Genomic DNA, 26,112 nt, shown 5'->3' with positions numbered 1-26,112 from the left:
CGGCTGGCAACAAGACAACCGTATCGCACTAAAACCATGATCGGTACCGGTTGTGCAGTCCGCCTCTGCCCTGCCAGTCGCTCCCGGGTGCGAACCGGCACGCCCCGCCTGCCTCGCGCAGGCCGGTGACCAGCGAAAACCGCAGGCCGGGCAGCTGTCCCGCTTCTCCTGAGACTGCCCTCGAAAGTGTCGCGGTGAATGGCGACCTGAGCGAGAGTTGGCGAACAGCATCGGGCCGGACGGCTGAAGCAGCCGCCCGGCCCGATGCCGGTTCAGGCGACCGGCAGCAGCGCCGCCCCCGGCGCCGGCGCCGACAGCGCGGCGGCCCGCGCCGACCGCCAAGCCGTCTCGAAGCCATCGCGCGCCTTGGTGGGCACGCTGGCCGGAGCGGCGACGAACTGCTGCTCGACCGCGGGGTAGCGCTCACCCCGCTGGAGCGTGACCACCCGGTCGAAGCCGAAGGCGTAGCCGTCGACGACGCTCGCGGTGTGCGCCAGCTCCCGGCCGGGAGCGGCGGCGAAGCGGTGGAGCGAGGCTGCCGCGTGGTGGCGGGGGAGCATCCCGACGCGGCGGACCGAGCGCCACACCGTGCCCTTCTTCTCGGGGTCGTAGCAGTCGTGCACCCGGCGGGTGCACGACTGCTTGGGCAGGCCGCGGCAGGCCTTGCACCGCGGGCGCGGCTCGCCGTGCTGCTGCTCGTAGGCGAGGCAGGCCGCGCAGCGCGGCCCGTGCCAGCTCCGGCACCATGCGGAGCGGCCCGGGGTGAGCACGCGCCGGACCTCGTAGACGCTCCACGGCTCGGCATCCAGGCGGGCGGCCAAGAGGTCGAGCGCGCGGGTGTTGCCGGCCAGGTGGAGCTGGTGGCGCAGCGAGGAGTTGGCGTAGAGCGTGAACAGTGGGTTCAGGGCCTGGGCGGTGTACTCCAGCAGCGCGGCCTCCACGATCTGCTCGGGGAAGCGCGCGGCGCGGGCCATGTGGTCGGGCAGCGATCCGGCGGACGTCGGGTACGGGCAGGCCCAGCAGTAGCTCTTGGGCCACACCACTCCGAAGCGTTCCTGCAGGTAGGACAGCAGTTTCGGCCGATCCCAGCCCCAGTTGATCAGCGGGTACCAGGGGTTGCGGCCGGTCTTGCCGTAGGACGTGTCGACGCGGGCGCGGCCGGTCTCGCCGGCCTCGAAACCGATGATGTGGCGGTAGCTGCCGGTGAGGTACAGCTCGAACCACAGGTCCAGTGGCTCTCCCTTACTGTGCACGGAGCACAGCCTGGCGCCCCCGCGCATCGGGATGGTGCCGGAGAGCTGCAGGTCGAGCAGCAGGCTCCACTCCCCGCTGGTGCGGATCGTGGTCGGGGTGCGGGTGTCGGTGAGGATCTCGATGCCGTCCTTGGCGATCGAGTGGCCACCGCGGGCGATCTGGACCAGCCGGACGCGCTTGGCGCGCAGCAGCGGGAGGATGTACCGCTCGGCCAGCTCGACGCTGTCGGACCACTCCATGCCCGTGACGGCGTTGATCACGATCAGGTCCGAGAGGTCGGGGCGGAGCCCGAAGGCGACCGGGTCCTCCAGGATGCGGACCAAGATCGCGGTGGAATCCGCGCCGAGACCCCAGCACAGGACGGTCTGGTCGCAGGGAGCGGGTTCAGGGAAGGCGTTCTCGGGGGCGAACAGCGTGAGCTGACTGGTGGGCATCGGCGCTCCATGCGGTGAGGGGACTCCGGGCGGCGGCTGCCGCCGAGGTGCCCGGCCGGTTCGAAGGGGGAGGTCCGGCGCCAACCGAACCAACAAGAGAAGTATATCAACTTGTGGGCATTGCTGGTAGGGGATTTGCCCTCTGACCTGCATGGATTCCCCACGTCCGCAGGTGCGATGCGGCGGCACCGGCTGGCCGCCGCCCCGTGCTCAGCGCAGCGCGGCCAGCGCGAGCAGGGCGAAATCGGTGCCGCCGCGCAGGCGCAGGTCGACCCGTGCGCAGTCGGCGCCGCCCAGGCCCGGGGCGAGCGTGATCTCCACGTGCGGCGCGTCGGGCAGGCCGGGGCGGGAGGTGAGCCGGGTCGTGCCCGTGGCCTGGGTGTTGGTGGGTTGCAGCGGCCACGCCGCGGCCAGGCGCCGGGCGGCGGCCCCGGCGACTCCGGTGGCGGGGTCGTCGGCGGACCGGCCGTCCAGGGCCAGGCGCAGCAGGCGCTCGGCGTAGGGCAGCCGGAGGCGCTCGGCGCGGACGACGACGGCGTGGTCGCCGGAGGGGGCCGCGGTGATCCGGGTGCCGTCCAGGTTCCAGCAGACCTTGAAGCCGCCGGCCTCGGTGTCGATGGTGGCGCGGCGCTCGGGGGCGAGGGGGCTGGAGCACAGCTCGTACCGGAGCTCCCGCCGGCGGGCGAAGCTGTCAGTGCCCGGCCCGGCGGCGAGCGCCGCCCGGTCGGCGGCGGGCAGGTGGTGGCGGGCCGCGGCTGCGGCGAGATGGCGCGGGTGGACGCGGCGGCCGGGAACGGCGGAGGCCTTCAGCGGGGCGCCGCCGGCGGGCCAGGCCGCCATCTTGACCGTGCCGCAGGTGCCGGTGGTGAGCAGCAGGGTGCGGGTGCCGTCGGTCAGTCCGGCCGCGGCCAGGCCGTCCAGCGCGGTACCCGGCGCCGGGTGCCAGGCCCTGCCCGCCCGGGCAGGCAGGTGTCCGGCGGTGGCGGCGGCGAGCTCCTCGGCGGCGCGGAACTGAGTTGTCAGGCGCATGACTATGTCTCCTCGGTGTGATCTTGGTTCGAAGGGGGCCGTGCCGACAGGGCCAGCCGTCGGCACGGCGCGGGGTGTTACTCAGAACAGGGTGTCGGGGCCCGCGGGCGGCTCGGGGAGCAGCAGGGCGGCCAGGGGGGCGAGTCGCTCGCGGGCCAGTGCCTCGCGTTCGCTCGTCTCGCCGGCGCTGGCGGTCCGAATGCGGACGCTGTCGACGTCCGGGGCGTCCTCGGCGGTGTAGCCGGACTCCTCCAGCACCCCGGTCATCGCGGCCAGGGTGCTGACGTAGTTGTCGGTGAGGCACCACAGCACGACGCTGTCGTACGGCCGCTCCCCGGTGGCAGGCTCTTCGCGCAGTGCGAAGTCGCCTTCGTCGTCCGGGCCGCAGTCCTCGGCCGCCGGTGCCGGCTGCCATCCCTTGGAGGCCAGGACGGCGGCGACCGCCCGCTCGGTGGCCGGGGGCGGGCCGGACGCCGCCCTTCGCCGGGCGGCGGCCCGGCGCCGGGTCACCGGTCCTCCGGCTCGACGTCGTCCTCGTCTCCGCGAGCCTCTCTGGCGTCGGGCAGGGGCATCCCGATCTCGGTGAACCACTCGTCGACGATGTTCGCGGTGTCGCCGCCGTTGAGGTATCCCTCCGCGGCCTGCATGCCGGAGAGCCGGGAGTGGAGTAGGGCGATGGCGGCGGTCGGGTCGACCGCCTCGGGGGTGTGCTGGGTCATGGCGGGGGCTCCGTTCTGTGGGGCGGGGCCGGGGCGGCGCTGTGGGCCGTCCCGGCGGGGGTGAGTGGTCGGTGCTGCTGGCCGGTGGGCCGGGGGTGAAGGGCGGTTGTGGCCCTTCGCCCCCGGCCGGGGTGGTGCGGGTCAGGCTGCGAGCGCGAGGTCGCGCTGGAGCGGCTCGCCGGTGATGGCTTCGACCAGGGCCGAGATGATGAGCTCGGCGACGGGCGGGGTGACCGCGTTGCCGTACTGGCGGACCTGGTCCTTGGCGGTGCCCAGGACGATGTAGTCGTGGCCGAACGCCATGGCCCGGCCGATCTCCCGGGGCGTCAGCATCCTGAACAGGACGTCGTCGAGGTCGATCTCGCGGCCGTCCAGGAGCTGGTGGGTGATCAGCGACCACCGGTCCTTGGTGGTGATGGTGCCCACCGGGTCGGTGACGGGCCGTGCCCGGCCGTTGGTGTAGTACGGCACCAGCAGCCGCTGGATCTGCTCGTTCGGGGCGGTGACCAGGCCGTGGTGGTTGCCGCTCGCGGTCACCGTGGTCAGCGGCACCGTCACCGGCCGGAAGCGCCCCTTGTCGCCGCCGCCGCGCAGCGGGACGATGAACGGCTCCCAGCCCAGCTCCGGCTGCGCGGGGCCGGCCGGAGCGGCGAGCAGTGCGTCCTCGGCCGCGGCGGCCGGCTGGGGCCGGTACTTGCGCAGTCCGGCCAGGATGCGGGCCAGGGTCGCGTCGGCGAGGGGTTCGGAGCGGTCGCCGACCCGGGTGCCGGGGGTGTTCCAGTCGATGATGCTGTCGGCGCCCAGGACCTCCGGCTCGACGATGCTGTGGCGGCAGGCCGAGCTGGGGCAGCGGTACCAGTACTGGCCGTGGCGGCCGTAGCTGCCCATGTCGTCGTCGGGCTTCTTGAAGACCTGCAGGGCGTCGACCATCTTGTCGCAGGCGCGGCAGTAGGCGCGGGGGCGCAGCCACTTGTCCCAGTCGGGACGGCGGCCGAGCTTCTTGTGCCAGTAGGCGACGTAGGCCCGGTCGCGGGACTGTGGGGCGGGCAGGCAGCGCACCGGCCGGGCGTGCGAGGAGTTGAAGGCGATCACCTTCACCTCGTAGCCCTCGGCCTTGATCTCGCTGATCCAGCGGTCCCACTCGGCCCACTTGCGGACCTCGATCACGTTCTCGACCATGCCGACCAGGACCGGGGTGCCGCGCAGGTTCATCGCCCGCAGGTACCGGGGGACTTCCTCCATCAGCGCCCGGGCCCGCTTGATCATGGGGTCGGGCTCCTTCTCGCCGAACAGGACGCCCTGGGTCGACTTGTCGAAGTCCCGGCGCTTGCCGCGGGCGTCGGCCCACGGCGGGCAGCTGGGGGAGGAGCAGAAGATGTCGGCGGAGGGGAACTTGGTGATGTCGGTGCGGGCGATGTCCTCGACGAAGTGCTCCACGTGCGGGAAGTTCGCCGCGTGCGTCGCGACGGCCTGCGGGTTGTGGTTGGCCGCGAGGATCAGCTCCGTCCCGGGGATGGCGTGCACGCCTTGGCTCGTACCGCCAGCACCGGCGAACTCGTCGAACACCTTGAGCGTCATGGGCTGTGTCTCCTGTCGGAAGGTTCGAAGGGGTGTCGGCCCGGCGGTGGGGAGCCACCCCTACCGCCTGCCAACAAGAGAACTATATCAGACGTCATGCCCGAATGGAAAGCGGGTTTGCCACCGTGGGGCCGCCGGTCACCGGCCCCACGCAGCCCGCAGGCGCGCCTCGTACGAGAGGTGCAGGTCGATGCCCTCCGCCTCCGTCCGGCCGAACGCGCGGTACTCCGCCTCCATCTCGCGCAGCTTCCGGGCCGCCTCGGCGCTCTCCTGCCGGGCCCGCTTCACCCGCCCGTAGGCGTGGCCGGCCTGGACGGACAGTGCCGCCTCCCGCATCCGCGTCAGGGCGTCCGCAAGCTCAGGGTCGGCGAGCGCCTCCGCGATCAGCGGCGGCAGCGCCTGGAGCGCCTTGCGGGCCGATGCGCTGTCCGCCCGGGCGGCCTCGCGACTGCGGGCCCACGCCGCGGACCAGGCGCCGCCCGTCAGCGACCGCTCGTGCGAGAACTCCAGCACCAGCGGGATGCGGTACTCCACGTGGACCGTCGACCAGGCGGTGATTCGGTCCAGCTGCTCGGCGGCGGGCGGCACCGAGATGACCGCCCGGGCGCCGCGCCAGGGCAGTTCCCTGGAGAGGGTGTTCACGGCGCGCCCCCGGGCGTCCGGCCGGCCGCAGCGGGGCGCTGCGGCGGGGGGAGAGTCAGGGTGTACCGGCCCGGGTGGTCGGCAACCGCGGCGATGTTCCATGGCCTGTCGGTGGCGGTCGGTGCCGTGCTGGCGGCGGTGAACCGGGCTGCCCACGACTCCGGCACGCCTTCGTCGCGGCCGGCCAGCTCGACGGCGGCGTACAGCGTCTGGAGGGCGTCCGCGAGTGCCCTCCCGTCCTCCGGCCACAGGTAGCGGAGCTGGGTCGGGGCGACCAGCACCGCGCTTTGGGAGCGGAGCTCGGCGAAGGCGGGCCGGAGGCCGAACCGGCCGCTGTCGCGCAGGACGATGTCGACCTGGCGGGCATTGCTCCAGACGGAGCGCACCACGTAGGCGGCGTCGAACGCCAGGGCGTCGGCGAGGTCGGCCCGGGTGTCGGGCCCGGGGTGGAGTTCGTGGAGCCGGCGCCGGATGTCGAGGTGGCGGGCCGGCTCGTCGTACGGGTCGGGCGGCGGCGGGGTGGTCATGGCGGGGTGCTTCCTCTCGGTGTGGTTGGCGGGGTACCCGGGGCGGCGGCGTGGCCGCCGCCCCGCGAAGGGGCACGGGCGTGATCCGCCCGGGCCCGGCGTGCCGTCAGAGGATGTCGTAGGTGCTCGGGTGGACGCCGTGGATCACGAACGAGGTCGCACCCACCGGGACCGCGAAGCGGGTCTGCTTCGTGCGGGCCAGCTTCCGGGTGGACTCGGCGTCGAGCTCGATGTCCACGCGGCTCACGCGGGTGTTGATCACCATGCCGGTCAGGCCCGAGAGGTACTGCGGACGAATCCGGTCGATCTTCACCCGGTCCCCGGGGCTGGCGATCTCCACCATGGACGACGTGCGGGTGGCCGCCGCGTCGGCGGGGGCGGGGCGCAGAGCGAGGCGCCGCGAGCGGAGCGCCGCCGCGATGAGCTCCACCTGCTCGGTCGTGGCGGTGGAGATGAAGGCGCGGGTGGCCTCGAAGGTCTGGTCGGACATGGTCAGTGCTCCTGTGGAGGTCGTAGTGGTTCGAAGGGCTCGGGCGGAGCCATCCGCCCAATGAGAGAACTATATCAGCTCTCACTCACGCATGCAAGCGTGTTGATCAGGTGAAGCGCACCTTGCTGGTGGCCTCGTCGAGCCGAACTGGCGCGGGTGGCGGTGGGCGTGGTCGTTCATGCGGTCCCGCAGTTCCGGGGGGATGGCCTTGAAGGTCCGGAAGTCCAGCCCGGGCATGCCCTCGGGTCCGCGGTGGGCCATCCACCACGCGCTGCCGACGTCCACAGGGTCGAGGCCGAGGGCGGCGAGTTCGGGGTGGGTGTCGACGAACCGGACGGCGGCGGTGAGCAGCTGCCGGCCCTGCTCGTCGGGGAGGCTTTCCAGAGTGAGGTCGAGGGCGTCGACCTCCTCCCACTCCCGGCCCGGGATGTCCGGATCGTCGGAGGTAGGCAGCGCCTCCCACCACACGGCCTCCATCAGGGCGCCGGAGCAGAACGCGGCGAGGTACTCGGTGTCGCGGCCGTCGAGGTCGACGGCGTCGGTGGTGTTCACGGTGCTCCCGTTTCGGGTCGGTGGGCGTTGTGTGCGACGTCGGCCGCCCCCGTTGCGGGCGTTGCGGCCGTCCACCCTGCGAGTGCGTCGATGCGTGACAGATGGAACTGTCGTCGACAGATCCACTATTCGACAGGCAAAGCTGTCGGCGACAGGTAGTCTTAACGCATGGAGAACGACGAGGGGTTCTGGGCCCCCATCAGCCCGGCGTATGTGGAGCCCGACGAGGAGCAGCTGGAACAGCTGCGGCAGGAGATCTACTCGCTGGCGTGGAACCACGCGGAGCGGATCTCCTGCAGGGTGACCCAGTGGCCCGAGGGGGCGAAGAAGCACAGCCAGGAGGCCCTGCGGAGCACGCAGGACTACACGCTGGCCGTGCTGCGGATGCTGCGGGAGTTCGGTTCGGCTGCTGACGCCGTCGCGGCCGACATGGCGGCCCGGGCCGGGAGCCAGGGCGCGACCTACGTGCAGCTCGGAGAGGCGTGGGGGATCACCCGCCAGTCCGCCCGCAGCCGCTGGCCTGGGGTTACCCGGGTCATGGTGCCGGTGCCGGAGCCGATCGACTTTCAGATGGCTGGCGGGGAGGCCCGGGTGAGCTACCACGCCACCGAGAGCGGTTGGTGGTGGATCGCCACGGCGGCGAACCGGCAGGTGGACGAGGCCGCGGAGACGTACGACACCAAGGAGGAGGCGGTGGGGCGGGCTGGTGCCTTCCTGCTCGCCAACCAGGTCACGGAGGAGACGAAGTGAGGGAAGAGCGAACGTGACGGTGAGCAGTCTGGCGGCGAGTGAGCCGCAGCCGCCCCGCCGGCGGGTGTAGGCGTAGGAATCGAAGGTGATCAGTTTCGCTTCCATGGCGTCCTCCGGGATGGATCGGTTGGGGGGTGGGCGGCCGGGCGGTGTCACCAGCCCGGCCAACAAGAAAACTAGGTCGGAGCGCGGAGAAGGGCCGGTGCGGGTGGGTGCCGCACCGGCCGGGTGGGGCGGTGGGTGTCAGGCCCCAGTCGGGGTGTCGGCCGCGAGGTCCACGCCGATGTGGAGCACCTCGAAGGTGTCGGCCCGGCGCCGGACGTCCCCCTCGTGTTGGTAGACGGCCGCGCCGGCCCGGCCGACCACGACCACGGCGGTCCGGGGCTTCAGAGCCAGCGCCCCTCGGGCCGCCGCGCCCCGGGCGGTGCAGATCACCACGGAGGGCCGGTCCGCGCGCCAGGACGCGGTGCCGCACGCTCCGGCCAGCCGGACGTACAGCCGGGCGGTACCGTCCGCCAGCGCCTCCGCGGGCCGCTCAAGGTTCCCGGTGACGGTCTGCACCGGGGACGTCGAGGCCGCGTCGTCGGGCAGCGGGGCGTCCTGCCCGCAGAGCTCCTCCAGCTCCAGCAGCAGCCGTTCCCGTTCCTCCCCTTCGGCGTGCATGCCCTCCCGGACGGCGCCGCGGAGTACTGGGGAGGCGTTCAACAACGCCCGCCGGTGGATCGTGTCGGCCTGCTCGCAGAGCCGGGACGCCAGCTCGAACAGCTCCCGCTGCTCCTTCTGCCCGGCCAGCCGCGAGCACTCGTCGTCGAGCTCCTCCCAGACGGCCTGTGTGGTGGCCCGCAGGGTGCGGAAGCGCCGGACGCGGGTCCAACCGAGGGGCTTGACCTCCTGCTCGACCACGACCAGGGAGGTCTTCGGCCAGCCGCTGGCGTCCAGCGGGCCGAGCTCCAGGTCGAGGATCAGCGTCGGGCGGGAGTCGTGCATCGGCCCGTACGGGAAGCGGATCGTCGGGGTGGGGAACGGCACCACATCCGACGTCAAATGGGCGCGCAGGGTCGCCGCGCTGGGCTGCACCTGGTGGCGGTGCAGGCGGGCGAGGTAGAGGCCGACGGTCCACATCTGCCAGGCGGCGGTGCCGAACGGCTCGGACGGCATCGCCAGGCGCAGCACCTCCTCCCCGCCCTCGCCGTCGGCGATCACCGCGTTCAGCACCGCGTACGTCGGCCGGGGTTGCTCGGGAGCCTTCTCGGCGGGGGTGGTCGTGGGCTCGGCGGCGGAGGCGGTGCTGCGCGACATGGTCAGCTCCTCGGATCGGACTGGCTCGAAGGGTGTGGTGCCGGGGGCGGTGCCGCCGCCCCCGGCCCAATAAGAGAACTATATCATGTCGCGCTCACGATTTCGAGCGTGGTCAGATCCACGGAGGCGGGCGAGCCGTACGCCGCGGCGATCCGCTCGGCCTGCTGCCGCCGCTCGAACAGCGCCCACAGCACGTCGAGGTCTCTCGGGTCGACGTTGCGCAGCTGGACGTCCACCAGCTCGCCGGCCTGCCTGATCTCCAGATCGGCGCTCGCCCCCGGGTGTGGCTCCAGGTCGACGCACACCCGGTGCACGCCGGGGCGCACCTCCCCCTCCCAGCCCTTTTGCGGGAAGCGGTCCAGTAGGGCCCTGGCCACCGCCGCGCGCTTCTCGGCGGCGGAGGTCCGGGCGTGGAGCTCGTCCACGGCCCGGGAGTACGCCGCCTCGAACTGCGGCAGGAACCGCCGCCGCATGTCCTTGGCCAGGGTCGTCAGCGGGCGCGACAGGTCGAACCCGATCTCGGGGCGACCCTTGTCGGTGAAGAAGTGGCCCGGGATCTGCGGGTAGCGGCCCCAGGCGTTCACGCGGTAGCCGTGCGGCTTTGCCGGCCCACGCTCCAGCTGCCTGCGGTCGATACGCAGCCAGAAGCCCCGGCCGCGGCCGTCCGTGACGAACTGTCGCTCGTCGTCCATGTTGTACGGACAGTTGTCCATTCGCCACGGTGCGCCCAGCAGGGCGACGAGTTCCGCGATCCGGGCGCGCGGGAATTCGGACATGGGTGCTCCTCTCCGGGGCCGCTCGGCCGCCGGCTGGTTCGAAGGGGGAGGGGTGGGGCGGTGGTGCCCCGGCCGGTTTCGTCGACGAAAGTCCGTGGCCGGTGGTCGGCCCCCGGCCGCATCCCCGGGGAGGGGCGCGGCCGGGGGCTGAACCGGTCTCACGTCAGGTAGCAGCGGCACGGCCCGTCCGGCGGGCAGGAGTGGAAGACCTCCCGCTTCGCTCGCCAGTCCATCGGTTGCTCGCCGGGCACCTGGCGCTTGCCGCAGCGGCAGTACGACATGTCGAGCTGCGGGTGATAGGTGATCAGCGCGTGTGCGCGCTGCTGGCACCAGGCCAGGGTCTCGGCCTCCGTCGCCGTCGCGGCCGGGGCGTCCCTCTTCGCCAGCGCGGTGGCGCCCTCGATGGTCTTGCGGGTTCCGATCCGGAAGCCCCGGTACACCATGAACCCCTGCGGGTGCTCGATGATGCTGGCTCCGGCGACGACGGCGATGACCTCGCAGCCGTTGATCATCCTCGGAGGGAAGACGCTCAGGTGGGAGGGGGCCGCGGTGGCTTCGGCGGGGATGGGCTGGTTCACGGGGGCTCCGTTCTGCGGCCGGGGCCGCTGCTGGTTCGAAGGGGTGTTGGCGGGCGGAGGGGGAGCCGCCCCCTCCGCCCGCCAACAAGAGAACTATATCACGCCTTGCTCACTTCGTGGGGTTATTTACGCGGCCAGAGCCAGGTACGCGGCGGCTGCCGTCTCTCCGACATGGCGGCGCAGCGCGTCCCCTCGCTCCCAGCGCAGTTCACCCTCGGCGGCGTTCAGCCGGTCGGCCTCCGCCAGGACATCGGCCATCGACCGCTTGTCCTGGAACCGGTGCCCGATCTCGGTCTCCGCCCCGACGTACTCCACTGCCAGCGGCCGACGCAGCCGCGCCGCGCACACCAGGTCCTTCCCGCTCGACAGCACGCACAGCGAGCAGGAAAGCCGCTCCATGCCCGCGTCGTAGGCCCAGTGGTACCGGACCCCGGTCTCGGCGATCCGCTCCCACACCTGCCGCTCGCTCCAGTCGTGGATCGGGTGCCACCGCACCACGGTCCGCTGCCCGTTGGAGGCGGAGCGGTCGACCGCGATCGGCGCCTTCCCGGCCCGGCCCGCCGACTCCTGCGCCCGCAGCCCCAGGCAGTACAGGATGCGCACCGGCCGGCCCCGCACCCCCGCCCGCCGCGACTCCTGCACCAGCGCGGTCAGCAGCTTCAAGGCCTGCGCCGACTTCTGATCACTCGTGCACCACCTCGCCGAACTCGACGGCCACATGCGCCGCTGGAGCAGCTGCCGCCACAGCCCGCCCTGCGGCCGGCGCAGCGTCACGAACCGCAGCCCGTAGTGCTCGGCCTGCTCCCTGGCCAGCTCCATCGTGCCCGGCCACTCGATGCTCTCCCCGGAGTCGGTCACGTCCAGGTCGTTGTGCACCACCACGATCCGCTCGCGCGGAACCCCGGCCGCGTCGGTGCTGCGTACCACCTCGTCCAGCATCGCCTGCGAGTCCTTGCCCCCGCTCGACGCCACCACGATCCAGTCGTACCCCTCCGGCCCGTGGCGCTTCGGGTTGAACTGGACGTACCCGACGGGCACCTTCGGCAGCGGCCGGGCCTTGCGCGCCGCCCGCGCCAGCTCCGCCAGCACCTCCTGCAGCCCGACCCCCGGCTGCGCCACCCACCGGGCGATCCGCTCGACCGCCCCGCCGCCGAACGTCGGGTCCAAGCGGTCGGCCAGGTAGCGCAGCGCCTCGTCGCAGCGCGCCCAGACCCGGTCCGCCACGGCGCCCGCCCGCACCGGGTCCTCCACCGGCCGTCGGGGCGTCTCGGCCGCGTGCGCGGCCAGGAAGATCGCCCCCACCGGGTGCAGGGCTCCGTACTCCGGCTGCCGGGAGCGCGCACCGGTGGGCGCGGGCGACGGCTCGGCGCAGCTGTCCGGCGAGAGCCCGTGTTCGGCGATCAACCGGGCGGCCCGTTCCAGGTCCTCCCCGATCCGGGCCAGGCGGGTCCGGGAGCCTCGCTTGGCCTGCGGAAGCGCTGCGCCCAGGCACGGGCGCCCGGCCGCCACCGGCGCCAGCGCCTCGAACAGGGCGAGTTGGTTCGTCATGCGGATGGTCCTCCCGTGCGGGCGGCACGGCGGGCCCGACAGGCCGTGGTGCCGCCGGATGGTCCGAAGGGATCGGCGGGGCCGCGCTGCCAGGCGCGACCGCCGCCGGAGTTGCCGTCTGAGGCCGTCGGCGCCGGTGCGCGTCGACGGCCCGTTGCATCAGTCCATCGCCGGTGTCGTCGGCGCCACGCTTGTCCAGTGCCTTCCCCCCTTCGCCGGTTGGCCGGTTGGCCGGCTGCGCCGGGGGCGGGGGTGGGCCGCGCCGAAGCGCGGCCCACCGGTCCGGCCGGAGGGGCGCCCTGGTCAGCACTCCGGCGTCAGGGCATGGAAGGCGTGGTCCAGGCACTCCGGCCGCAGCGTCCGCCATCCCTCGGCCGCCTCCACGGTCCGCACCATCGCGTCCGTCAGCTCCCGCCGGTGGCGGGCGTCGGCGAACGAGCCGTTGCCCGGCCCGTGGACCGTGACGTAGGCGCTGCCCTCCGACGGGTCGCCGAACAGGTGGTCCCACCGGTATCCCCACACCGGCACCCCGGGGCGGTACCGGTCGAATCCCGCGCGCCACAGCAGTGCGTCCACCCGGCCGCCCGGCGTGTCGGCGAACTGGACGGCCGGGGCGGAGGCGTTCAGGCGCAGTGCCCGGCCGCCGTGCTCCCCGCCGGTCTCCTGCTGGAAGGCCCAGCCCGAGCGGCGCAGCGCGGCCAACGCGTGCCGGGTCGTCGCGCCGTCCACGTAGGCCGGGAGGTCCCAGCGCATCGCGACGAGTTCGCCGGCGGCGTCGAACTCCTGCTGCGCCCCGCGCCCGGCCGGGATGTGCTCGGCGGCCAGGGTGAGGAAGAAGTTCCGCGGGCTAGGCAGTTTGGAGGTGCTCACCAGGCCCCCTCGATGGCGGAGCCGGGGAGGTAGGGGCCGCCGCCGGTGGCGTCGCCGTCCTCGGACGGGGTCCCGGGGGTCGGGTGGCAGGCGTCGTCGCACCGGTGGAAGCGCAGGGGCGGAGCCTGCGGGGTCCCGCCGGGGGTCTGTTCGTCGGTCATGGGGTGTCCTCTGCTTGTGCGGTTCGAAGGGTGTCGGGCCGGGGTGGTGCCACCACCCCGGATCAACAAGAGAACTATATCATGCTCAAAGCATGTCCGGGGCGTCTTTTCGCAGCAGGGTGTGGAGAACCTGGTGCGGCTGCGCGGCACCGAGGTCGCGCTCCGTGCGCGCCTCGGCGAGGAAGGCGAGCAGCCGTCGGCCCCTCTCCTCGGCCTGCGGGCGCAGCATCGGCGGGCAGCCGTCCCGCACGGCCACGGTGCCGGACCGGGGGTGCAGGACCAGGATCGCGCGGCGCACCATCGCGCCCATGCCCTGACGGGCGACGTAGAGCGTCAGGTCGGCGTGGACGTCGCCGCCGAACGGGCCCAGGGTGACGTAGTGGTTCCGGCCGTACCAGGACCCTCCCGGGTCGGGCGACAGGCGGACCCTGACCGGCTCGGTCGCTCCGGTGTCCACCTGGTGCGTGATCAGCGGGTTGGTCGGGTGCCACTCGGTGCGCTGGAGGCGCCGGTGGAACGGCCAGTCGCCGGGCCCGTAGACGGTCTGGAACTGGTCGAGCCGGTACGGCCAGTCGCCCGGCGGGGGCTCGGTGCCGTACATGTCGAAGGTGTCCTGAGCGGAGATCAGGCGGGGTTCGGTGGGCGGTGTGTACTGGGGCACGGGATATCCGTTCGTCGGTGGGCGGGAGGGGTGAACCGGAGTCGTTACCAGCCGGGCGGGTTGCCGGGGCCCTCGGCGTGCCGGGCGGCCAGGGCGTTGAGCTCGGCGATTTCCTGAGCGTTCTCCGCGCTCCAGGCGGTGACCGTTCCTCCGCCAGGGTTGGGGTGCTGGGCGGTGTAGGCGTCCATGGCCGCGTCGGGGGTCGGGTGTCCGGCGGACACCCAGCCGAAGGTCTCCCCGTACTCGACCCCCCACTCCTCGTCCTCCTCGCCCCAGGGGAGGTGGAAGTCCCAGAAGCCGATGGTCCAGGGACCGTTCTCGGCGGTCTGCCAGGTGACGTTCTCGCGGTGCTGGCTCACGGCCTGCTCCTGTTCGGTCGGTTCGGCCGGTGGGCCGGGTGCCCGTGGTGGGCCCGGCCCGGGTGGGTCAGGAAAGGTGGAGGCCTGCCGGCGGTGCGCGGCCGGGCCTGGTGGTCGGTCGTGGGGTAGGGCCGGGCCCGGAGGTGTTCCGGGCCCGGCGCCGGGGTGCGTGGTTACTGCTGCTGGTAGGCGGGGATCAGCTCGCGGATCTTGTCCTCGCCGACGCACGTGCCCAGGTGGCGGGTGATGCTGGGCGGGTTGCCGTTCCGGCCGCGCAGGTGGCTCCAGTACTTCGGTCCGGTCCAGCCGCACAGCTCGCAGCCGACAAACCAGGGTGCGCGGCCTCGCGGGCCGCGCCCCCCGGGTGGGCTGACTTTGGGTCAGTCCAGGTCCGGGACCGGCACCCAGCACCCGTTGCCGGACTCGTCGGTGACCTCGACCTCATCGCCGAGCCCGCCCTGCGCCACCCACCGCGCCGCCTGCTCTGCCGCGTCCTCCGGCGACGTCGCGGTGAAGTCGCGGCTCCACATCACGCCGTAGGTCCGGAGCTCGGGGGTGGGGGTCGTCTTGCTGTCCACGGTTCCTCCTGGGAATCGGAGCGGTTCGAAGGGAGTAGATCGGCCTCCCGGCCTCACCAACAAGACAACTATATCAGCTCTCATCCACGCTTGCAACCGTGATGGACCACCTCCGGTCCACGTGGTCCGTCTCGAACACCTCGACCTCGCCCGCCCCGTGCACCGCCAGGTGCTCGGCGGCCAGCCGCGCGGCCTCCTCCGGCGACCGGGCCGGGAAGTCCAAGTTCACCTGCACCGCGTAGGTCCGGATCTCCCCCTCCGCCGTCGGGACCGCCGTCACCACCAGGGCGCCGTACTCCGTCCGCTCCACCCGCCAGTCGCCCGTGCCCACCAGGGCCGCGCCTCGATCAGCTCCTCGCTTTCCGGCTCCCCTTCGCCGAACCCGTACGTGCCGACGTAGACGCCGTGGTCTCCGTGGTACCCGAGCCCGTACGTCCCCGGCCGCCCCCCGCTGCGCACCTTGTCGAACCCGGCCGCCCACAGCGCCTGGTCGACCTTGCCCAGGTTGCTGAACGGCGCACCCGGACCGACGGGATCGCCGAAGCGCAGGACCGGCCGCCCGTCGCCACCGGTCGCGACCTGGTGCACGCGCCAGCCGGCCGACCGCAGCGCGGCCAGCGCCGAGCGCACGGCGGCCTGGTCGCAGTCGGCGGGCAGGGCGACGTCGTGGTGCAGCCGGTGGCCGGCGGGCGGGTGCGCCGTGACGGTGAAGTCCTCGACGCCTTCGGCCACCGCGTCGTCCTCCAGCGCCTCCCGGACCAGTTCGGTCAACACCACCTCGGTCAGGTGGTGGGCGTCGGTCTGGTCGCTCGCCTGGTGGGGGCCGACCAGCAAGGGGGTCACCCGGGAGTCGTACAGCTCCCGCTGCTCGAAGCCTCGCGCGCAGACCAGCACGGCACGCAGGCCGCCGGACTCCCCGCCGCCGCCCTCCGGCTCCGCCACGACATCGACCCGGACCCCGTGCGGGCCCTTAACCACGAGCCAGGCATCCTCCGGTCCTTCCACCTCCAGCTCGGGGCGCAGGCCCGCCCGGTGCAGAACGGCCCGGGCGGCGAGCAGGGCGGGGTACGCCTCGGGGGCCGCTGCGCCCGTGCCGGGTGTGGCGGTTCGGGTCGTCATGGTGACTCGGTCCTCTCGCTGGTGGTGGCCGGAGCGGCCGGGGGTGGCCGGTCCGGGAAGGGGCTTGGGGTGGCCGACGGCCGCGCCGCGCCGCTCGATCGCCCGGCGCAGCCGCGCCAGGTTCTTCCGTGTGGCGGTGCCCCGGCCGGTGCGTACGGGCGGCCAGCTCCCGCAGGCGCAGAAGCCGTCCGGGCCCTCGATCTGCCACAGGACGCCGCCGTGGTCGGACAGCCGCAGGTACAGGTCGCGCGGCTGGCCGTCGATGGTCAGGCTGACGCCGACGGACCAGTCGTCGCCCAGGTGGACGGCTCGGGCGGGGATGCCGGAGCGGGCCAGCAGGGCGGCGAAGGCGTTGTGCGCCACCGCGCTGCTCCGGGCTGCGGGTGGCGGCTTCGGGCATCCGCCGCGCTTGGTGCGGTCGCCGCTCACGCCCGGGCCCCGGTGCGGTGGCGCAGCAGGCGGCGCAGCAGGCGGCCCAGGCGTACGGCCCGGGCGGGCCGGTGCGGGGCGAAGCGGTCGACGAGCAGCGCGTAGAGGGCGGCGTGGACGGGGTCCTTCTCGTCGAGCCAGCCGCCGCAGGTGCCGCAGGTGGCCGCGAGTTCCAGGGCGGGCGGCGCGGGCACGGCGACCAGGACTGCCCCGGCGGCCGGGCTGCGCGTGGTGACGGTGAAGTGCAGCGTCCAGCGGCGGTGGCCGCAGTTGTTGCACGCGGTGGCGGCGTCGGTGGTCATGGCGGGAATGGACATGGTGATCCTCCGGTTCGGTGGGCCGCACGGGACGGTGCGGCGGGATGTCGGGGGGCGGCGACGCTGGCGCGGGCCGCCCCGGAGAAGGGGCTGCGGAAGCTCGTCAGGGGTTGGTGTGGGCGGTGCAGGGGCAGGGCAGGCCCGGGTCCTCGCGCTGCTCGCGGACGGCGGCTCCCGGGTGGGCGGCTGTGCGCCACGCGGCGGCCTGGCGGTCGTGACGCGCCGCGTCCAGCGCACGGCCCCCCGCGTCGCCCCCGTCGGCGGCCAGCGCGGCCGTGAGGGTGGACGGGCCGCGCCCGGGTCCGCCGTGCCTGGTCAGGTGCAGTGGGTGGATCAGATGGGCCGACCGGCCGCTGTAGCTGGAGCCCCAGCCCGCACCCTCGAACTCCCTGCCGATGATCGTCAGGGCTGCGCCCCACTCCGAAGCGGTCAGCTCCTGTGCGAACACGGCCTGCACGCCGTCGTCGCTGAAGGCGAACGCGACCATGGTTCCGCGGTGGGCGGGCAGCTGCGCCGTCGCGGCGGCGACAAGCGGGGCGGCGTCGAGCGGCAGCGGGTGCCGGCTGACCGTCAGGGCCTTCTCGTCGCCCCGCACCAGGAACCCGGTGGTGCGGCCCCGCCACGGCTCGTCCGGGTGGAGGGAGGTCGGGCGCAGCCCGGCAGTCAGCAGGGCGGCGGTGACCATTTTGCGGGCCTGGTCGGTGGCGGTGGGCTGGTGAGCGCGCACGGTGGTGTCTCCTTGGGTCGGTTGCGGTTCGAAGGGGTCCGGGGGCGGCGGGGCCAGCCGCCGCCCCCGGGTGGTGGGGCGGGTGTCACGGTCGGGCGGGGCCCGGCTCGTGGCGTCAGGCGCTCGGGACGACCTCGACGATGCGGTGCACGTAGCCGTCGCCGCTCACGCCCCCGTGCCAGAACCGCTCCACCAGCGCGAGGGTGTCCACGCGGGGGTGGTCCGGTCGGGGGGCCTCCTGTGGAGCGTCGGCCAGCGGGGGCCGCTCCCAGGCCGAGCCGGGGATCAGCAGGTACTCGTCGTCGCCGATCCCCCAGGCGTATCCGCGCTTCACGTTCATGTGGTTCCGCCGCTGCAAGGTGCCTCCGTTGCCAACAAGAGAACTGCATCAGGCTTTAGACACGTCGGCAAGCGTGATCGGCCCCGGCTCGGCTCCGGCGGCGGGCAGCGTCTGCCGCTGCTCCCCGCCGTCCCCGCCGCTGCTCTTCGGTCACCACCTCACCTGGGATGACACGCGGCTGCCATCCCAGCTCACGCAGAGCGCTCTCCAACTCGCGCGGCATCACCGTCCCGGTCAGCGCCTGCGTGTCGGCGTTAAGTCGCGCCAGGAACTCCACCAGCAACTCCAACGGCACCTCGTCCGCCCTGATCGAACCGGTCGACCCGTCGAACGACAGTCGCACCGACCCGGAAGCATGGGCGCTGTGCTCGCTCCTCCGAGTGCCCCCGTGACCGTCGGCCACCCGGGCGTGCCCCCGGTAGAACAAGCCGTACCCGCTCTCGATGCTGCTCGCTCCGGTGTTCAGTGCAGGCAGGGCCCTGCGCAGCCGGGCGAACGCTGCCACCCGGGCCCGGGTGGCAGCCTGCTCCTGGTCGCGGTGCTCGAACGCCTTGGCCGCCGTGTCCCGGTAGCCCGGGAGCAGGCGCCGCGCGATGTCGCGCGCGATGCCCCCGGGCGGGCGGCCGCCCGCGACCGTGATCCGGTGCTCCGCCCGGCCCCGGTACTCGCTCGGCACGATTCCCTGCACCGTCAGCCGCTGACCGGCTGCGCCCTTGCAGTGCGTCTTCTCCCGCCAGATGTGCAGCCGCCAGCCGGCCGGATGCTCGAGCCCGACCGAGCCATAGGCGTTGTCCTCTCGGCGGTGGGTCCAGCCGCGCCGCTCGGGATCGAGGGCATTCAGGGCGGCGGCAACCTCCCGGCCGAGCGCGGCGAACTCGTCGCCAAGCTTCTCCCAGTGCGGTGAAATCTCCATGTCGGTCCCTTCTTCGATTGGGTTAGGGCGGCCGGTCGGTCAGAACAGCGGCTGCGCGTCGTCGAGCAGTGACGGGGTGCCGAACGGGTCGTCCCCGATGGCGAACAGGGAGACCTGCGTGGCGCGCGGCGCAGCGGTGAAGGCGTGCGCCGGGAGAGCCGTCCAGTCGGGCCGGCTGTCCTCGGCGGTGGGCTTGGCGGGGGTCGTCGCTGTCGGATCGTTCATCGGATCTCCATGGGCTCTGGCTCGAAGGGGGGCGGGCCGGGATGCCACCCCGTGCCAACAAGAGAACTATATCAGTTATGAGTCACGCTGGCAAGCGTGATCCACCCGTCACGGACCGATCACCCGCCGCGCTATCCTGAAACCTCGCAACCGGTCTCCTTGTGAGTACTGGTTCGAAGGGTGCGGCAGCGTCGAAACCTGCCGCCGATGGCGGTCCGCGCCAGCCTGCTGTCATCTCGACAGGGGGTCCCGCCTCATGGCGGGGCGGACCGCCGTTCGTCTTCTCCGGTCGGGCTGGGGGCGGAAGCCGCGTCCGCGACCCCGCCCCCAGTCTCACTGTCAGCCCTGGGGCGGAACGCCCCCGCTCGGCTGCTCCATCTCGGCCTCGTCTGGGCTCTCGCCCCCCTCAGCCGCCCCGCCCTCCTGGGCGGGCTGCGCCTCCGGGGCGGTCGCGGCCTCGGGCTGCGCCTCCGGCGCGGGGCTGCTCTCCTCTGCCGATCCGCTGTCGTCGTCCTGGTGGTCGTCGGCGTCGTCGTCCTGGTCGTCAGCGTCGGCCGACTCGCTACCGGCGTCCTTGTCGTCCTGCTTCGTCTTGGCCTCGTACGCGGCGATCGCCTGGCGCTCGCACTCGGCCAAGGTGTAGTCGAACGTCTCCTCCAGGAACCGCAGGTAGGTGACCATCGTCTCGGTCGGCTCCAGCCACTCCTTGTCACCCATGACGTAGAACTCGATCGCGGCCACCACCCGGGCAAACATGCGGTGCCTGCGGCGCGTCTTCGGGCCGGCGGAGATCAGCTCCGCGAACGGGTCCTCCGCCCGCTGCCACTGGTCGCGCCCCTCGTTCGGGTCCGGCACGCCCAGCAGGAACGCGGCCACCTCGGTCCGGCCGGACGCCACCGACTTGAACCACCACTTCGCGTGGCCCATGACCGTTCGCTCGGTCAGAGCGTCGGCGGCCTCCGGCAGGTTCTTCTCCGCGATCGCGGCGCGCAGCACCTCCTGCCGGACGGTCCGGGCGGAGCGCCACGCGGCGGTGCCCGCGCGCTTGGCCTTCTCCTTCGCCTTCTCGGCCTCGGGGTCGACCGGGGTCTTTCCCGCCTCCTCCAGCTCCTCCGCGTACTCCTTGGTGGGCAGGTGGCCCTCGGCGTGCCAGTTGGTGCACACGTAGATCACCTCCAGCGTGTCCGGGTCGACGGTCGCGCCGTGGCTCGGGCACACCTGCGAGTGCACCTCGGCCGTCAGCGGCTTGCCCAGCGCCGTGAGCAGGTGCGTCAGCGGCTGGGCGCTCTTGCCCAGCCACTGCCAAGGGAAGCTGATCACCGCCACCCCGGCTTCGCGCAGCTCGTCCGCGACGGCCTGCCGCTTCTTCTCCTCGGCCTGCTCGTCCTTGATCGCCTGGAGCGTCTGCCGCCACTCCCCGTTACCGCGCTTCTCCGACCGGGCGTCCCGCTGCTTGGCATCCTGGAGCCGCTGGAACTCCCGCCACCCGCCGCCAACCTGCTGCCACTGGTCCATCTCGACCCAGTCGAAGTCAGCGTGCAGCGCGTTGACCCGGTCGGCCTCGCTCAGCTTCGCCGCGCCCTTGGCGGCCCTGAGCTGGGCCGCCGAGACCCCCAGGACCTTGGCGTGGCGTCGGCGGCGTGCCTCGGGCACGTCCATGAGGGCCAGCTGCTCGGCCACCTGCAGCTCGTCGGCCTTGGTGGCGTTCTCGCGGAACTGGTTCTCCAGCAGGGAGAGCAGCAGGGTCTCGTCGTCCGCGTCGGTCAGGTCGTGGTGGACCAGCGCGGGCACCGGCGGGAGGGTCTTGGGGTCGATGCCCTTGGCCTTGGCCTTGTCGGCGGCCTCCTGGGCGGCGAGCAGACGCCGGCGGCCCTTGAAGACGCCCCACGTGCCGTCGGCCTGCCTGCGGACGCCGACGGCCTCCCGAACGCCGACCTCGGCGACGCTGGCCTTCAGCTGCTTGGACGGAGGCGCGACGTTGCCCTGGCGGTGGTTGAACGGGTCGACGATCAGCTGGGACGCGAAAAACTCGAAGTACTCGATACCGCTGGTCCTGGTCGGCTCGGCAGCGACCTTGGTCCTGGCCATGGTGTGGTCCTTCCTTGGTGGGGTGCTGATTCGAAGGGCGCAGCGCTGGCGCTGCGGGCCGGGGCGGCGGTGCCATCCGCCGCCCCGGCGGGGTGGTTCAGTCGCGGGGAACCCACAGGCCGCGCTCCTCGCGCCGGATCTCCCAGTCGCGACGGCCGGGCTCCCGGCCGGGGCGGAAGTCGTCGCAGCCCAGGAAGCTGTCCGGGTGGCCGTGTTCCTGCTTGGCGTCGCCGCACTCCAGGCACCGGGTGATGGCCTGGCGGAACTCGGCGCACACCGCGCGGTGCTCGTCCAGGCCCTCGGACAGGGCGTGGTGCGGGGTCGGGTGGTCGTCCCGGTTGGCGGGGTTGGTCCAGTCGCCGGGGTTGCGGCGCCCCTCCGCAGTGGCGACGTCGAACCGGCCGATGTACGACCACGGGCCGACCGGGCTGAACTCGTCCGGGGCCTCGGGCTCGTTGAACATGTTCTCCGGCCACAGGGTCACCAGGCAGGCGCAGCCGGGCACGGTGTACTGCCACCCGGCCAGGTATCCGCCGTCCTCCCAGACGGTGGCGGTGAACTCCCCGAACGCGAGCGGGGCGAGAGCGGCGGCGGCTTCCGGGTGAACGGTGATCGTGCGCATCGTGTGCCTTCCTGTGGGGCTGATCCGAAGGGGGCGGGCCGGAGTTCCCACTCCGTCCCAACAAGAGAACTATATCATGTCTTTGGCATGATTGGGAGGGGTTTGAGCCGCCCCTTCCCCCGCCTTCCGCTCCGGCCGCACGTCGGGTCGGACCCCGGGGCACCGCCCCGGGGTCCGGGGTCCGACCCTCGCTCAGCTGCGGCCGGGCTTGGCCTGCGGTGCGCCCGCCTCGGCTCGACGGTCCGCCCGCAGTGCCGCGTCGAGATCCTCGACGACACTGCGCAGTGCGGCCGCGTCGGCCGGCCGTCCGGATTCCAGGTCGTCGGCCACCTTGCGCAGGCGCTCGGGGATGGTGCGCGGCGTGTTACCGATGCCGAGGTTGATCTTGACGCGGGACGAAGGGGTCACCTGGAGTCTCCTGACGGTATGGATCGCTGGTCTCGGGTTGGTTCGGGGGTGTTGGGCCGGGGCGCCCGCCCGCCAACAAGAGAACTTTATCAGACGTAAGCCACGGTGTCGAGTGGGAATCGGCCGCCCGACACCGTGGCTACGCCCGTCAGTCCTCCTCGGCGTGCGACAGGAGCGCCGCCAGGTACTCCGCGCGGTCGGTGAAGCCCTTCACCTCGATGTCGCCCTCGGTGTAGGTGCCGACCCCGTACAGGCCCTGCTCCTTGTCGCGGTAGACGGTCACGATGATGTACGGCCACTCGCCGAGCAGCCGACCGTCCTGCAGCCCGGATACGACCCGCCAGCCGCTGGCGGCCTCCGCGACCAGCTCCATCCAGTCGTACCCGTCCCCGCCCGTCGGGTCGGGGAGTTCGGGGAGCAGCGTGGTCGGGTCGGCGGCCTGGTCGGTGGTGGGGGTGTTCGACATCGGTTCTCCTTGGCGTGGTTCGAAGGGTTCGAAGCGGGCCGGGCTTCGGTCCCGCCGCGCTCCGGCGGCGGGACCGGCGTGGGCTGGCTAGTGGACGTCCCAGTCCACGCGCCGCCGCTGCGGCAGCGGCGGCTCCCACCCCTGCCGCAGGGCCAGCCGCAACGCGCGGCGGTCCTGCTTGTGGGCCGCCCGCTGGGCCGGCTTGCGGCGGCTGCCGGACAGCGCGCCGACCGGCAGCCAGGGGCGGTCCTGGCGCGCCAGCACCTTGGGGCGGGTGTTGTCGGTCCGGGACATCGGTTCCTCCGGGTGATCGCTGGTTCGGAAGGGGTGGCCGGGGGTGCCGCCCCCGACCAACAAGAGAACTATATCATGCCATGGGCACGATGTGAAGCGAGGGTGACCGGTGGGCCCCGCCACCTACGGGGCGGGCCCTCGGGGTCAGCTCTCCTCCGGCTGCATGATCGTGATCACAGGCTCCCCGCTGTCCCCGGGGCCGCAGTGAACGGCCAGCCTCGCCCGGGTCGCCCGGCTGGGGCCCTCCGCCGGAATCCGCAGAACCTCGAACGGGACCGCCCGAACGCCCGGGTTGGCGCTGCGCACCGCGTAGAACGCCATCCGGAGCACGTCCCACAGCCGCCCGGTCTCCGACTGCCCGTGCCCGGGGTGCCTCGCGTCGTCCTCGCTGCTCCACGCAACGCAGTCACCCCACGCGGCGCGGGTCAGCGCCACCGGCCACCGCCAGCCGGCCTGCTGGGCAAGGTCCTGGGGGCCTCCACCAGTTCGCCCGCCTGTAGGGCGTCGGCCCGGGTGAACTGGTGGATCGGCTCGCCAAACAGCTCCGTCATGCTCGTCATCCGTGTGACCTTCCGTGATTCTGGCTCGAAGGGAGTCGGTGGGCTGTACCTCTCGCCGCACCAACAAGAGAATAGTATCATGCCTTGAGCACGATTGGAAGCGTGGCGCAGCGTCACGTTTCCATGATCGGATAGGGGACACCCGCTCTCAGTGCACCCTGAAGCCTGAAAGCGGCATCATGGAAACTCCGCAAAGCCTCCAATTCATCCAATGAATCACCCTCCGCGCCCAAGTATGCGTCAGTCGCAATAGACATTTCTCGAATTGATTCGACGGGGTCGATAACAAATCCGAGAATGCCGGTCCTGCTGACGACCCAAATTTCCCCCGGGTCTAGTTCGAGATCCTCGGCGGTCAGCTCACGGCGACACTCAAGGCAGCGGAAGAATGCGCCAGAAGTCGCACGATATGAGCCGACGGAAGCGCATTCCTGGCAGGCGATTTCCAACATTCTTGCCAACCTTTCTGATCTCGAATTTCAGTTCTGCTCGGCTCGCACGATGTCGCCGACCTGGTAGGCGCTCGCGGGGGTGGTCGGCGCGCTGTTAACGGTCATGACGGGGACGTCCTTTCGGGGCGGGTTCTGTGTGGGGGCGGTTGCCGGGGCGGGACACCGCCCCGGCAACCAGAAAACTATATTGGCGTTACATCACGCCGGAGGGGTTTAGTTCACCCCGGCCCAACCGAGCGACCACGCGCGCTGAGCCGAACGGGCGGCCTTCTCCATCTCGCCGACTGCGGCGGACTCAACCGCCGAAACCAGGGTGGCGAATGCCTCTCGGGCCTTGGCCAACTGCCGGGCCTTGCGCTGCCCCCGGCGCTTGATCGTGTCGTCCCGGAGTTCCTGGCCGATAACCTCCCAGAATTCCACGACCTCCCCGTAGCCGTCGGCCTGCGTCGCGACGGAGAGCATCCACTCCGACGCCCCCGGGATGACTCGCTCGACCTTCTCGCCCACGCCGCGAATGGCACTGACGTACATGAACTCGAACTCGCCCCGGTGGTTCTTGGTGCTGCCCTTGGTGACGGTGGCGGACATTTCAGTCTCCTTGGCTTTCTTTGTGGTTTGGTTCGGAAGGGGTTTTGCCGGGCGGTAATGCCATTTACTGCCCGGCGGTTCGGTCACGCGTGGGCGATTTCGAACAATTCCAGAAGCTCGAAATCCTGAGGCGGGGCCAGCTTCACAACGGCGGCCTCAACGGTTTCCTTCTTGATCGTCGTAGGCAGATTTGCCGCAATGAGGCTGGGGTTCTTGCAGGAGCTCCACAGCTTGTACAGCGCACTCCTCCGCCGGTTGAGCAGGTCGGTAAGGGCTTCCCGCGCGCCCTGGTACTCGGCCTCGATCAGCATTGCGTCGATCAGCAGCTCCGGCGGAAGTGCTTGAGCGGTCATCGGCGTCTCCGTTGTCTCGGGAGTGGTTCGAAGGGTGTCGGGACGGAGTGCCTGCCCCGTTCCAACAAGACAACAATATCACACCTGAGCCACGGAAGGGGAGTGGCAAGGCTCCTGATCTGGGCGTGTCTCCTCACGCCGCCTCGACCCTGTGTCTTGTGAGCGGTCTTGTGGGGTGCCTTGTCGGCAACCTCTTGGGGTGCCTTGTCGGGTGCTTAATGAGCACATCGGTATTCGCCCTCCCGGGGTAACCTCGCAGCTCAGAGGCCGTATGTGTGGGGTCGGAAATTCCGACAACCCCTTTCCTTTTGCTTTTGGGTAGTTGGTAGTTGGCTGTTGGTCGGTTGGGGTTTGCGCCTGCGGCGTGCTGTTGGTTTTGGGTTGCCGCCCCCCGGTGGGGTGGCGGTGCGGGTGGGGGCGGTTCGCTGGGCCTCCGGCGATGCTGGTCGTGATGCTCTTGCTTGTGGTGGTGGGCTGGTGTTGGGCGGTCACCCCTGGGGGGTGGCCGGCTTCTGGGTGTTGCGGGCGTCCGGCGGCCCAGGCCCGCCTGGTGGGGGTGCCAGTGGCCGTCCTGCCGCCGTAGGGCTGTCCTGGCTGTCTGGCCGGGCCGTCGGCCCGGGGGAGGGTGTCCGGGGGGCTGGGCCGTCGGTCCGGTGCTGGGTCGCGTTGCCTTGCCCGGTCCGGGGCGGTGCTGGGCCGGGCCGTCGGCCCGGTGTGGGGGTTGCGGCCCGCCGGGCCGCTGGGAGGGGCTGGGAGGGCCCTGCACGGCCCTGGTGGTGCCGTACGGGGTGGTGCCTGCCGTTCCGGGCCGGGCAAGGGCGGTGGAGGGGCCCTTCCGAGAATGTGCGGCGCAAGGTTCACCGTGTCCTCGTCCGGGCCGTCGGTTCGGACCGGGGGAGAGGCCGAGGGGCCTCCGGCCCCGGGGTGTGACGCTGCACCGGGGATTTACGCCATATCGTCAACGGGTGCTCGGCCGGGTACCTCCTTCTCGTCGGGGGAGGCCTTGTTCCGGGAATTCGCGTCACATCGTGAACGCTGCCCGACCGTAGGGAGGGGGAGGGGGTGCTACCGGGATTTTGCGTCATATCGTCAACGGCGGGGACGGCCCCGGGGGAGGGGCCCTGTACCCGAAATTCGCGTCACATCGTCAACGCACCCGAGGGACCGGGCCGCAGGCCCGTGCCGACCGCCCCTCAGGTGCTGCCCCGTCAGGGGCTAAAGCCTGCCCGTGAATTCGCCGCAGGCGAATGGCCCTAGCCACCCCCGCCCGGCGCAGCCGGGCCCCGAGGCGCAGCCTCGGACAACCACCCACGGTGACGCCGCCAGGCGTCACCCCCGCACCTGGCGGTGCGTCAGCACCGCCGCATGGCCGCCAGGCCATGCTTAAGCCGCAGGCTTCCGCCCCC

At 72.2% G+C, this 26,112-nt stretch carries 36 protein-coding genes; 1 reads left to right on the top strand and 35 read right to left on the bottom strand.

The genetic code is table 11. The features are described 5' to 3' along the window. Nucleotides 1-272: 272 nt before the first annotated feature. The 9 genes from ACZ52R_RS30070 to ACZ52R_RS30030 form a co-directional block, all read right to left on the bottom strand. A complete protein-coding gene (locus ACZ52R_RS30070; RefSeq protein WP_465664491.1) occupies nucleotides 273-1,688 on the bottom strand; it encodes a hypothetical protein in 1,416 nt (471 codons plus the stop codon). Nucleotides 1,689-1,898: 210 nt separating this feature from the next. Continuing rightward, complete coding sequence (locus ACZ52R_RS30065; RefSeq protein ID WP_465664492.1) at nucleotides 1,899-2,717, bottom strand: hypothetical protein; 819 nt, start codon at nucleotides 2,715-2,717, stop codon at nucleotides 1,899-1,901. Between the two features lie 81 nt (nucleotides 2,718-2,798). Beyond that, nucleotides 2,799-3,227: a hypothetical protein gene (locus tag ACZ52R_RS30060; RefSeq protein WP_465664493.1), complete on the bottom strand. Its 429-nt coding sequence runs from the start codon at nucleotides 3,225-3,227 to the stop codon at nucleotides 2,799-2,801. Continuing rightward, nucleotides 3,224-3,436 (bottom strand): hypothetical protein, encoded by a 213-nt coding sequence (locus tag ACZ52R_RS30055; RefSeq protein WP_465664494.1) that lies wholly within the window; start codon nucleotides 3,434-3,436, stop codon nucleotides 3,224-3,226. Before ACZ52R_RS30055 ends, ACZ52R_RS30060 begins: the two co-directional genes overlap by 4 nt. 141 nt (nucleotides 3,437-3,577) lie before the next feature. Further along, nucleotides 3,578-5,014, bottom strand: coding sequence for a DNA cytosine methyltransferase (locus ACZ52R_RS30050; RefSeq protein ID WP_465664495.1), 1,437 nt, complete (start codon nucleotides 5,012-5,014; stop codon nucleotides 3,578-3,580). A 138-nt stretch (nucleotides 5,015-5,152) separates the two neighbouring features. Then, complete coding sequence (locus ACZ52R_RS30045) at nucleotides 5,153-5,656, bottom strand: hypothetical protein (RefSeq protein WP_465664496.1); 504 nt, start codon at nucleotides 5,654-5,656, stop codon at nucleotides 5,153-5,155. After that, nucleotides 5,653-6,183, bottom strand: coding sequence for a hypothetical protein (locus ACZ52R_RS30040; RefSeq protein ID WP_465664497.1), 531 nt, complete (start codon nucleotides 6,181-6,183; stop codon nucleotides 5,653-5,655). The genes ACZ52R_RS30045 and ACZ52R_RS30040 overlap by 4 nt, the downstream gene beginning before the upstream one ends. A 106-nt stretch (nucleotides 6,184-6,289) precedes the next feature. After that, on the bottom strand, nucleotides 6,290-6,673 hold the full coding sequence (locus ACZ52R_RS30035; protein ID WP_465664498.1) for a hypothetical protein: 384 nt from the start codon (nucleotides 6,671-6,673) through the stop codon (nucleotides 6,290-6,292). Nucleotides 6,674-6,754: 81 nt separating this feature from the next. Next, complete coding sequence (locus ACZ52R_RS30030) at nucleotides 6,755-7,225, bottom strand: hypothetical protein (RefSeq protein ID WP_465664499.1); 471 nt, start codon at nucleotides 7,223-7,225, stop codon at nucleotides 6,755-6,757. A 168-nt stretch (nucleotides 7,226-7,393) separates the two neighbouring features. On the opposite strand from ACZ52R_RS30030, the gene ACZ52R_RS30025 reads away from it, so the two are divergent. Beyond that, complete coding sequence (locus tag ACZ52R_RS30025) at nucleotides 7,394-7,975, top strand: hypothetical protein (protein WP_465664500.1); 582 nt, start codon at nucleotides 7,394-7,396, stop codon at nucleotides 7,973-7,975. A 243-nt stretch (nucleotides 7,976-8,218) separates the two neighbouring features. On the opposite strand, the gene ACZ52R_RS30020 is transcribed toward ACZ52R_RS30025, so the two are convergent. The 26 genes from ACZ52R_RS30020 to ACZ52R_RS29895 form a co-directional block, all read right to left on the bottom strand. After that, a complete protein-coding gene (locus tag ACZ52R_RS30020; protein ID WP_465664501.1) occupies nucleotides 8,219-9,274 on the bottom strand; it encodes a hypothetical protein in 1,056 nt (351 codons plus the stop codon). An 83-nt stretch (nucleotides 9,275-9,357) separates the two neighbouring features. Continuing rightward, on the bottom strand, nucleotides 9,358-10,050 hold the full coding sequence (locus ACZ52R_RS30015; RefSeq protein ID WP_465664502.1) for a hypothetical protein: 693 nt from the start codon (nucleotides 10,048-10,050) through the stop codon (nucleotides 9,358-9,360). A gap of 158 nt (nucleotides 10,051-10,208) precedes the next feature. Further along, entirely contained in the window at nucleotides 10,209-10,628 is a 420-nt protein-coding gene (locus ACZ52R_RS30010) for a hypothetical protein (protein WP_465664503.1), read from the bottom strand. Nucleotides 10,629-10,754: 126 nt separating this feature from the next. Next, nucleotides 10,755-12,176 (bottom strand): DUF6197 family protein, encoded by a 1,422-nt coding sequence (locus tag ACZ52R_RS30005; protein ID WP_465664504.1) that lies wholly within the window; start codon nucleotides 12,174-12,176, stop codon nucleotides 10,755-10,757. A gap of 303 nt (nucleotides 12,177-12,479) precedes the next feature. Then, nucleotides 12,480-13,046, bottom strand: coding sequence for a hypothetical protein (locus ACZ52R_RS30000; protein WP_465664505.1), 567 nt, complete (start codon nucleotides 13,044-13,046; stop codon nucleotides 12,480-12,482). Beyond that, complete coding sequence (locus tag ACZ52R_RS29995; RefSeq protein WP_465664506.1) at nucleotides 13,043-13,207, bottom strand: hypothetical protein; 165 nt, start codon at nucleotides 13,205-13,207, stop codon at nucleotides 13,043-13,045. Before ACZ52R_RS29995 ends, ACZ52R_RS30000 begins: the two co-directional genes overlap by 4 nt. 85 nt (nucleotides 13,208-13,292) lie before the next feature. After that, entirely contained in the window at nucleotides 13,293-13,868 is a 576-nt protein-coding gene (locus ACZ52R_RS29990) for a hypothetical protein (RefSeq protein ID WP_465664507.1), read from the bottom strand. 44 nt (nucleotides 13,869-13,912) lie between these two features. Then, on the bottom strand, nucleotides 13,913-14,227 hold the full coding sequence (locus tag ACZ52R_RS29985; RefSeq protein ID WP_465664508.1) for a hypothetical protein: 315 nt from the start codon (nucleotides 14,225-14,227) through the stop codon (nucleotides 13,913-13,915). 380 nt (nucleotides 14,228-14,607) lie between these two features. Further along, a complete protein-coding gene (locus tag ACZ52R_RS29980) occupies nucleotides 14,608-14,805 on the bottom strand; it encodes a hypothetical protein (RefSeq protein WP_360431202.1) in 198 nt (65 codons plus the stop codon). Nucleotides 14,806-14,878: 73 nt separating this feature from the next. Next, a complete protein-coding gene (locus tag ACZ52R_RS29975) occupies nucleotides 14,879-15,136 on the bottom strand; it encodes a hypothetical protein (RefSeq protein WP_465664509.1) in 258 nt (85 codons plus the stop codon). Continuing rightward, complete coding sequence (locus ACZ52R_RS29970) at nucleotides 15,082-16,287, bottom strand: hypothetical protein (protein WP_465664510.1); 1,206 nt, start codon at nucleotides 16,285-16,287, stop codon at nucleotides 15,082-15,084. Before ACZ52R_RS29970 ends, ACZ52R_RS29975 begins: the two co-directional genes overlap by 55 nt. Nucleotides 16,288-16,349: 62 nt before the next feature. After that, nucleotides 16,350-16,670 carry a hypothetical protein gene (locus ACZ52R_RS29965; protein ID WP_465664511.1) on the bottom strand — a complete coding sequence of 107 codons (321 nt, stop codon included), beginning with the start codon at nucleotides 16,668-16,670 and terminating at the stop codon, nucleotides 16,350-16,352. A 103-nt stretch (nucleotides 16,671-16,773) separates the two neighbouring features. Continuing rightward, nucleotides 16,774-17,397 (bottom strand): hypothetical protein, encoded by a 624-nt coding sequence (locus tag ACZ52R_RS29960; protein WP_465664512.1) that lies wholly within the window; start codon nucleotides 17,395-17,397, stop codon nucleotides 16,774-16,776. 115 nt (nucleotides 17,398-17,512) lie between these two features. After that, a complete protein-coding gene (locus ACZ52R_RS29955; RefSeq protein ID WP_465664513.1) occupies nucleotides 17,513-17,737 on the bottom strand; it encodes a hypothetical protein in 225 nt (74 codons plus the stop codon). Nucleotides 17,738-17,792: 55 nt separating this feature from the next. Then, complete coding sequence (locus ACZ52R_RS29950) at nucleotides 17,793-18,650, bottom strand: hypothetical protein (RefSeq protein WP_465664514.1); 858 nt, start codon at nucleotides 18,648-18,650, stop codon at nucleotides 17,793-17,795. A gap of 39 nt (nucleotides 18,651-18,689) precedes the next feature. Further along, nucleotides 18,690-18,875 (bottom strand): hypothetical protein, encoded by a 186-nt coding sequence (locus tag ACZ52R_RS29945; protein ID WP_465664515.1) that lies wholly within the window; start codon nucleotides 18,873-18,875, stop codon nucleotides 18,690-18,692. 339 nt (nucleotides 18,876-19,214) lie between these two features. Next, nucleotides 19,215-20,963: a ParB/RepB/Spo0J family partition protein gene (locus ACZ52R_RS29940; protein ID WP_465664516.1), complete on the bottom strand. Its 1,749-nt coding sequence runs from the start codon at nucleotides 20,961-20,963 to the stop codon at nucleotides 19,215-19,217. Between the two features lie 97 nt (nucleotides 20,964-21,060). After that, nucleotides 21,061-21,585, bottom strand: a complete 525-nt coding sequence (locus ACZ52R_RS29935; protein ID WP_360509955.1) for a hypothetical protein — start codon at nucleotides 21,583-21,585, stop codon at nucleotides 21,061-21,063. 192 nt (nucleotides 21,586-21,777) lie between these two features. Further along, nucleotides 21,778-21,993 carry a hypothetical protein gene (locus ACZ52R_RS29930; RefSeq protein ID WP_465664517.1) on the bottom strand — a complete coding sequence of 72 codons (216 nt, stop codon included), beginning with the start codon at nucleotides 21,991-21,993 and terminating at the stop codon, nucleotides 21,778-21,780. A gap of 148 nt (nucleotides 21,994-22,141) precedes the next feature. Next, on the bottom strand, nucleotides 22,142-22,459 hold the full coding sequence (locus ACZ52R_RS29925; protein WP_465664518.1) for a hypothetical protein: 318 nt from the start codon (nucleotides 22,457-22,459) through the stop codon (nucleotides 22,142-22,144). Between the two features lie 87 nt (nucleotides 22,460-22,546). Next, complete coding sequence (locus ACZ52R_RS29920) at nucleotides 22,547-22,753, bottom strand: hypothetical protein (protein WP_465664519.1); 207 nt, start codon at nucleotides 22,751-22,753, stop codon at nucleotides 22,547-22,549. Nucleotides 22,754-22,897: 144 nt separating this feature from the next. Then, nucleotides 22,898-23,188: a DUF6573 family protein gene (locus ACZ52R_RS29915; protein ID WP_465754475.1), complete on the bottom strand. Its 291-nt coding sequence runs from the start codon at nucleotides 23,186-23,188 to the stop codon at nucleotides 22,898-22,900. After that, the gene (locus ACZ52R_RS29910) at nucleotides 23,179-23,304 is read right to left on the bottom strand and encodes a hypothetical protein (protein ID WP_465754474.1); all 126 of its coding nucleotides are present in this window, start codon (nucleotides 23,302-23,304) and stop codon (nucleotides 23,179-23,181) included. The genes ACZ52R_RS29915 and ACZ52R_RS29910 overlap by 10 nt, the downstream gene beginning before the upstream one ends. Before the next feature lie 122 nt (nucleotides 23,305-23,426). Beyond that, entirely contained in the window at nucleotides 23,427-23,765 is a 339-nt protein-coding gene (locus tag ACZ52R_RS29905; protein ID WP_465664521.1) for a hypothetical protein, read from the bottom strand. Between the two features lie 213 nt (nucleotides 23,766-23,978). Continuing rightward, entirely contained in the window at nucleotides 23,979-24,353 is a 375-nt protein-coding gene (locus ACZ52R_RS29900) for a hypothetical protein (protein ID WP_465664522.1), read from the bottom strand. A gap of 83 nt (nucleotides 24,354-24,436) precedes the next feature. Beyond that, nucleotides 24,437-24,706, bottom strand: a complete 270-nt coding sequence (locus tag ACZ52R_RS29895; RefSeq protein WP_360509962.1) for a hypothetical protein — start codon at nucleotides 24,704-24,706, stop codon at nucleotides 24,437-24,439. Nucleotides 24,707-26,112 lie beyond the last annotated feature (1,406 nt).

The organism is Kitasatospora sp. NPDC034023, assembly GCF_055575795.1.
Note: the sequence above shows the minus strand (reverse complement) of the source record. Positions and strands in the feature narration are given on the sequence as shown.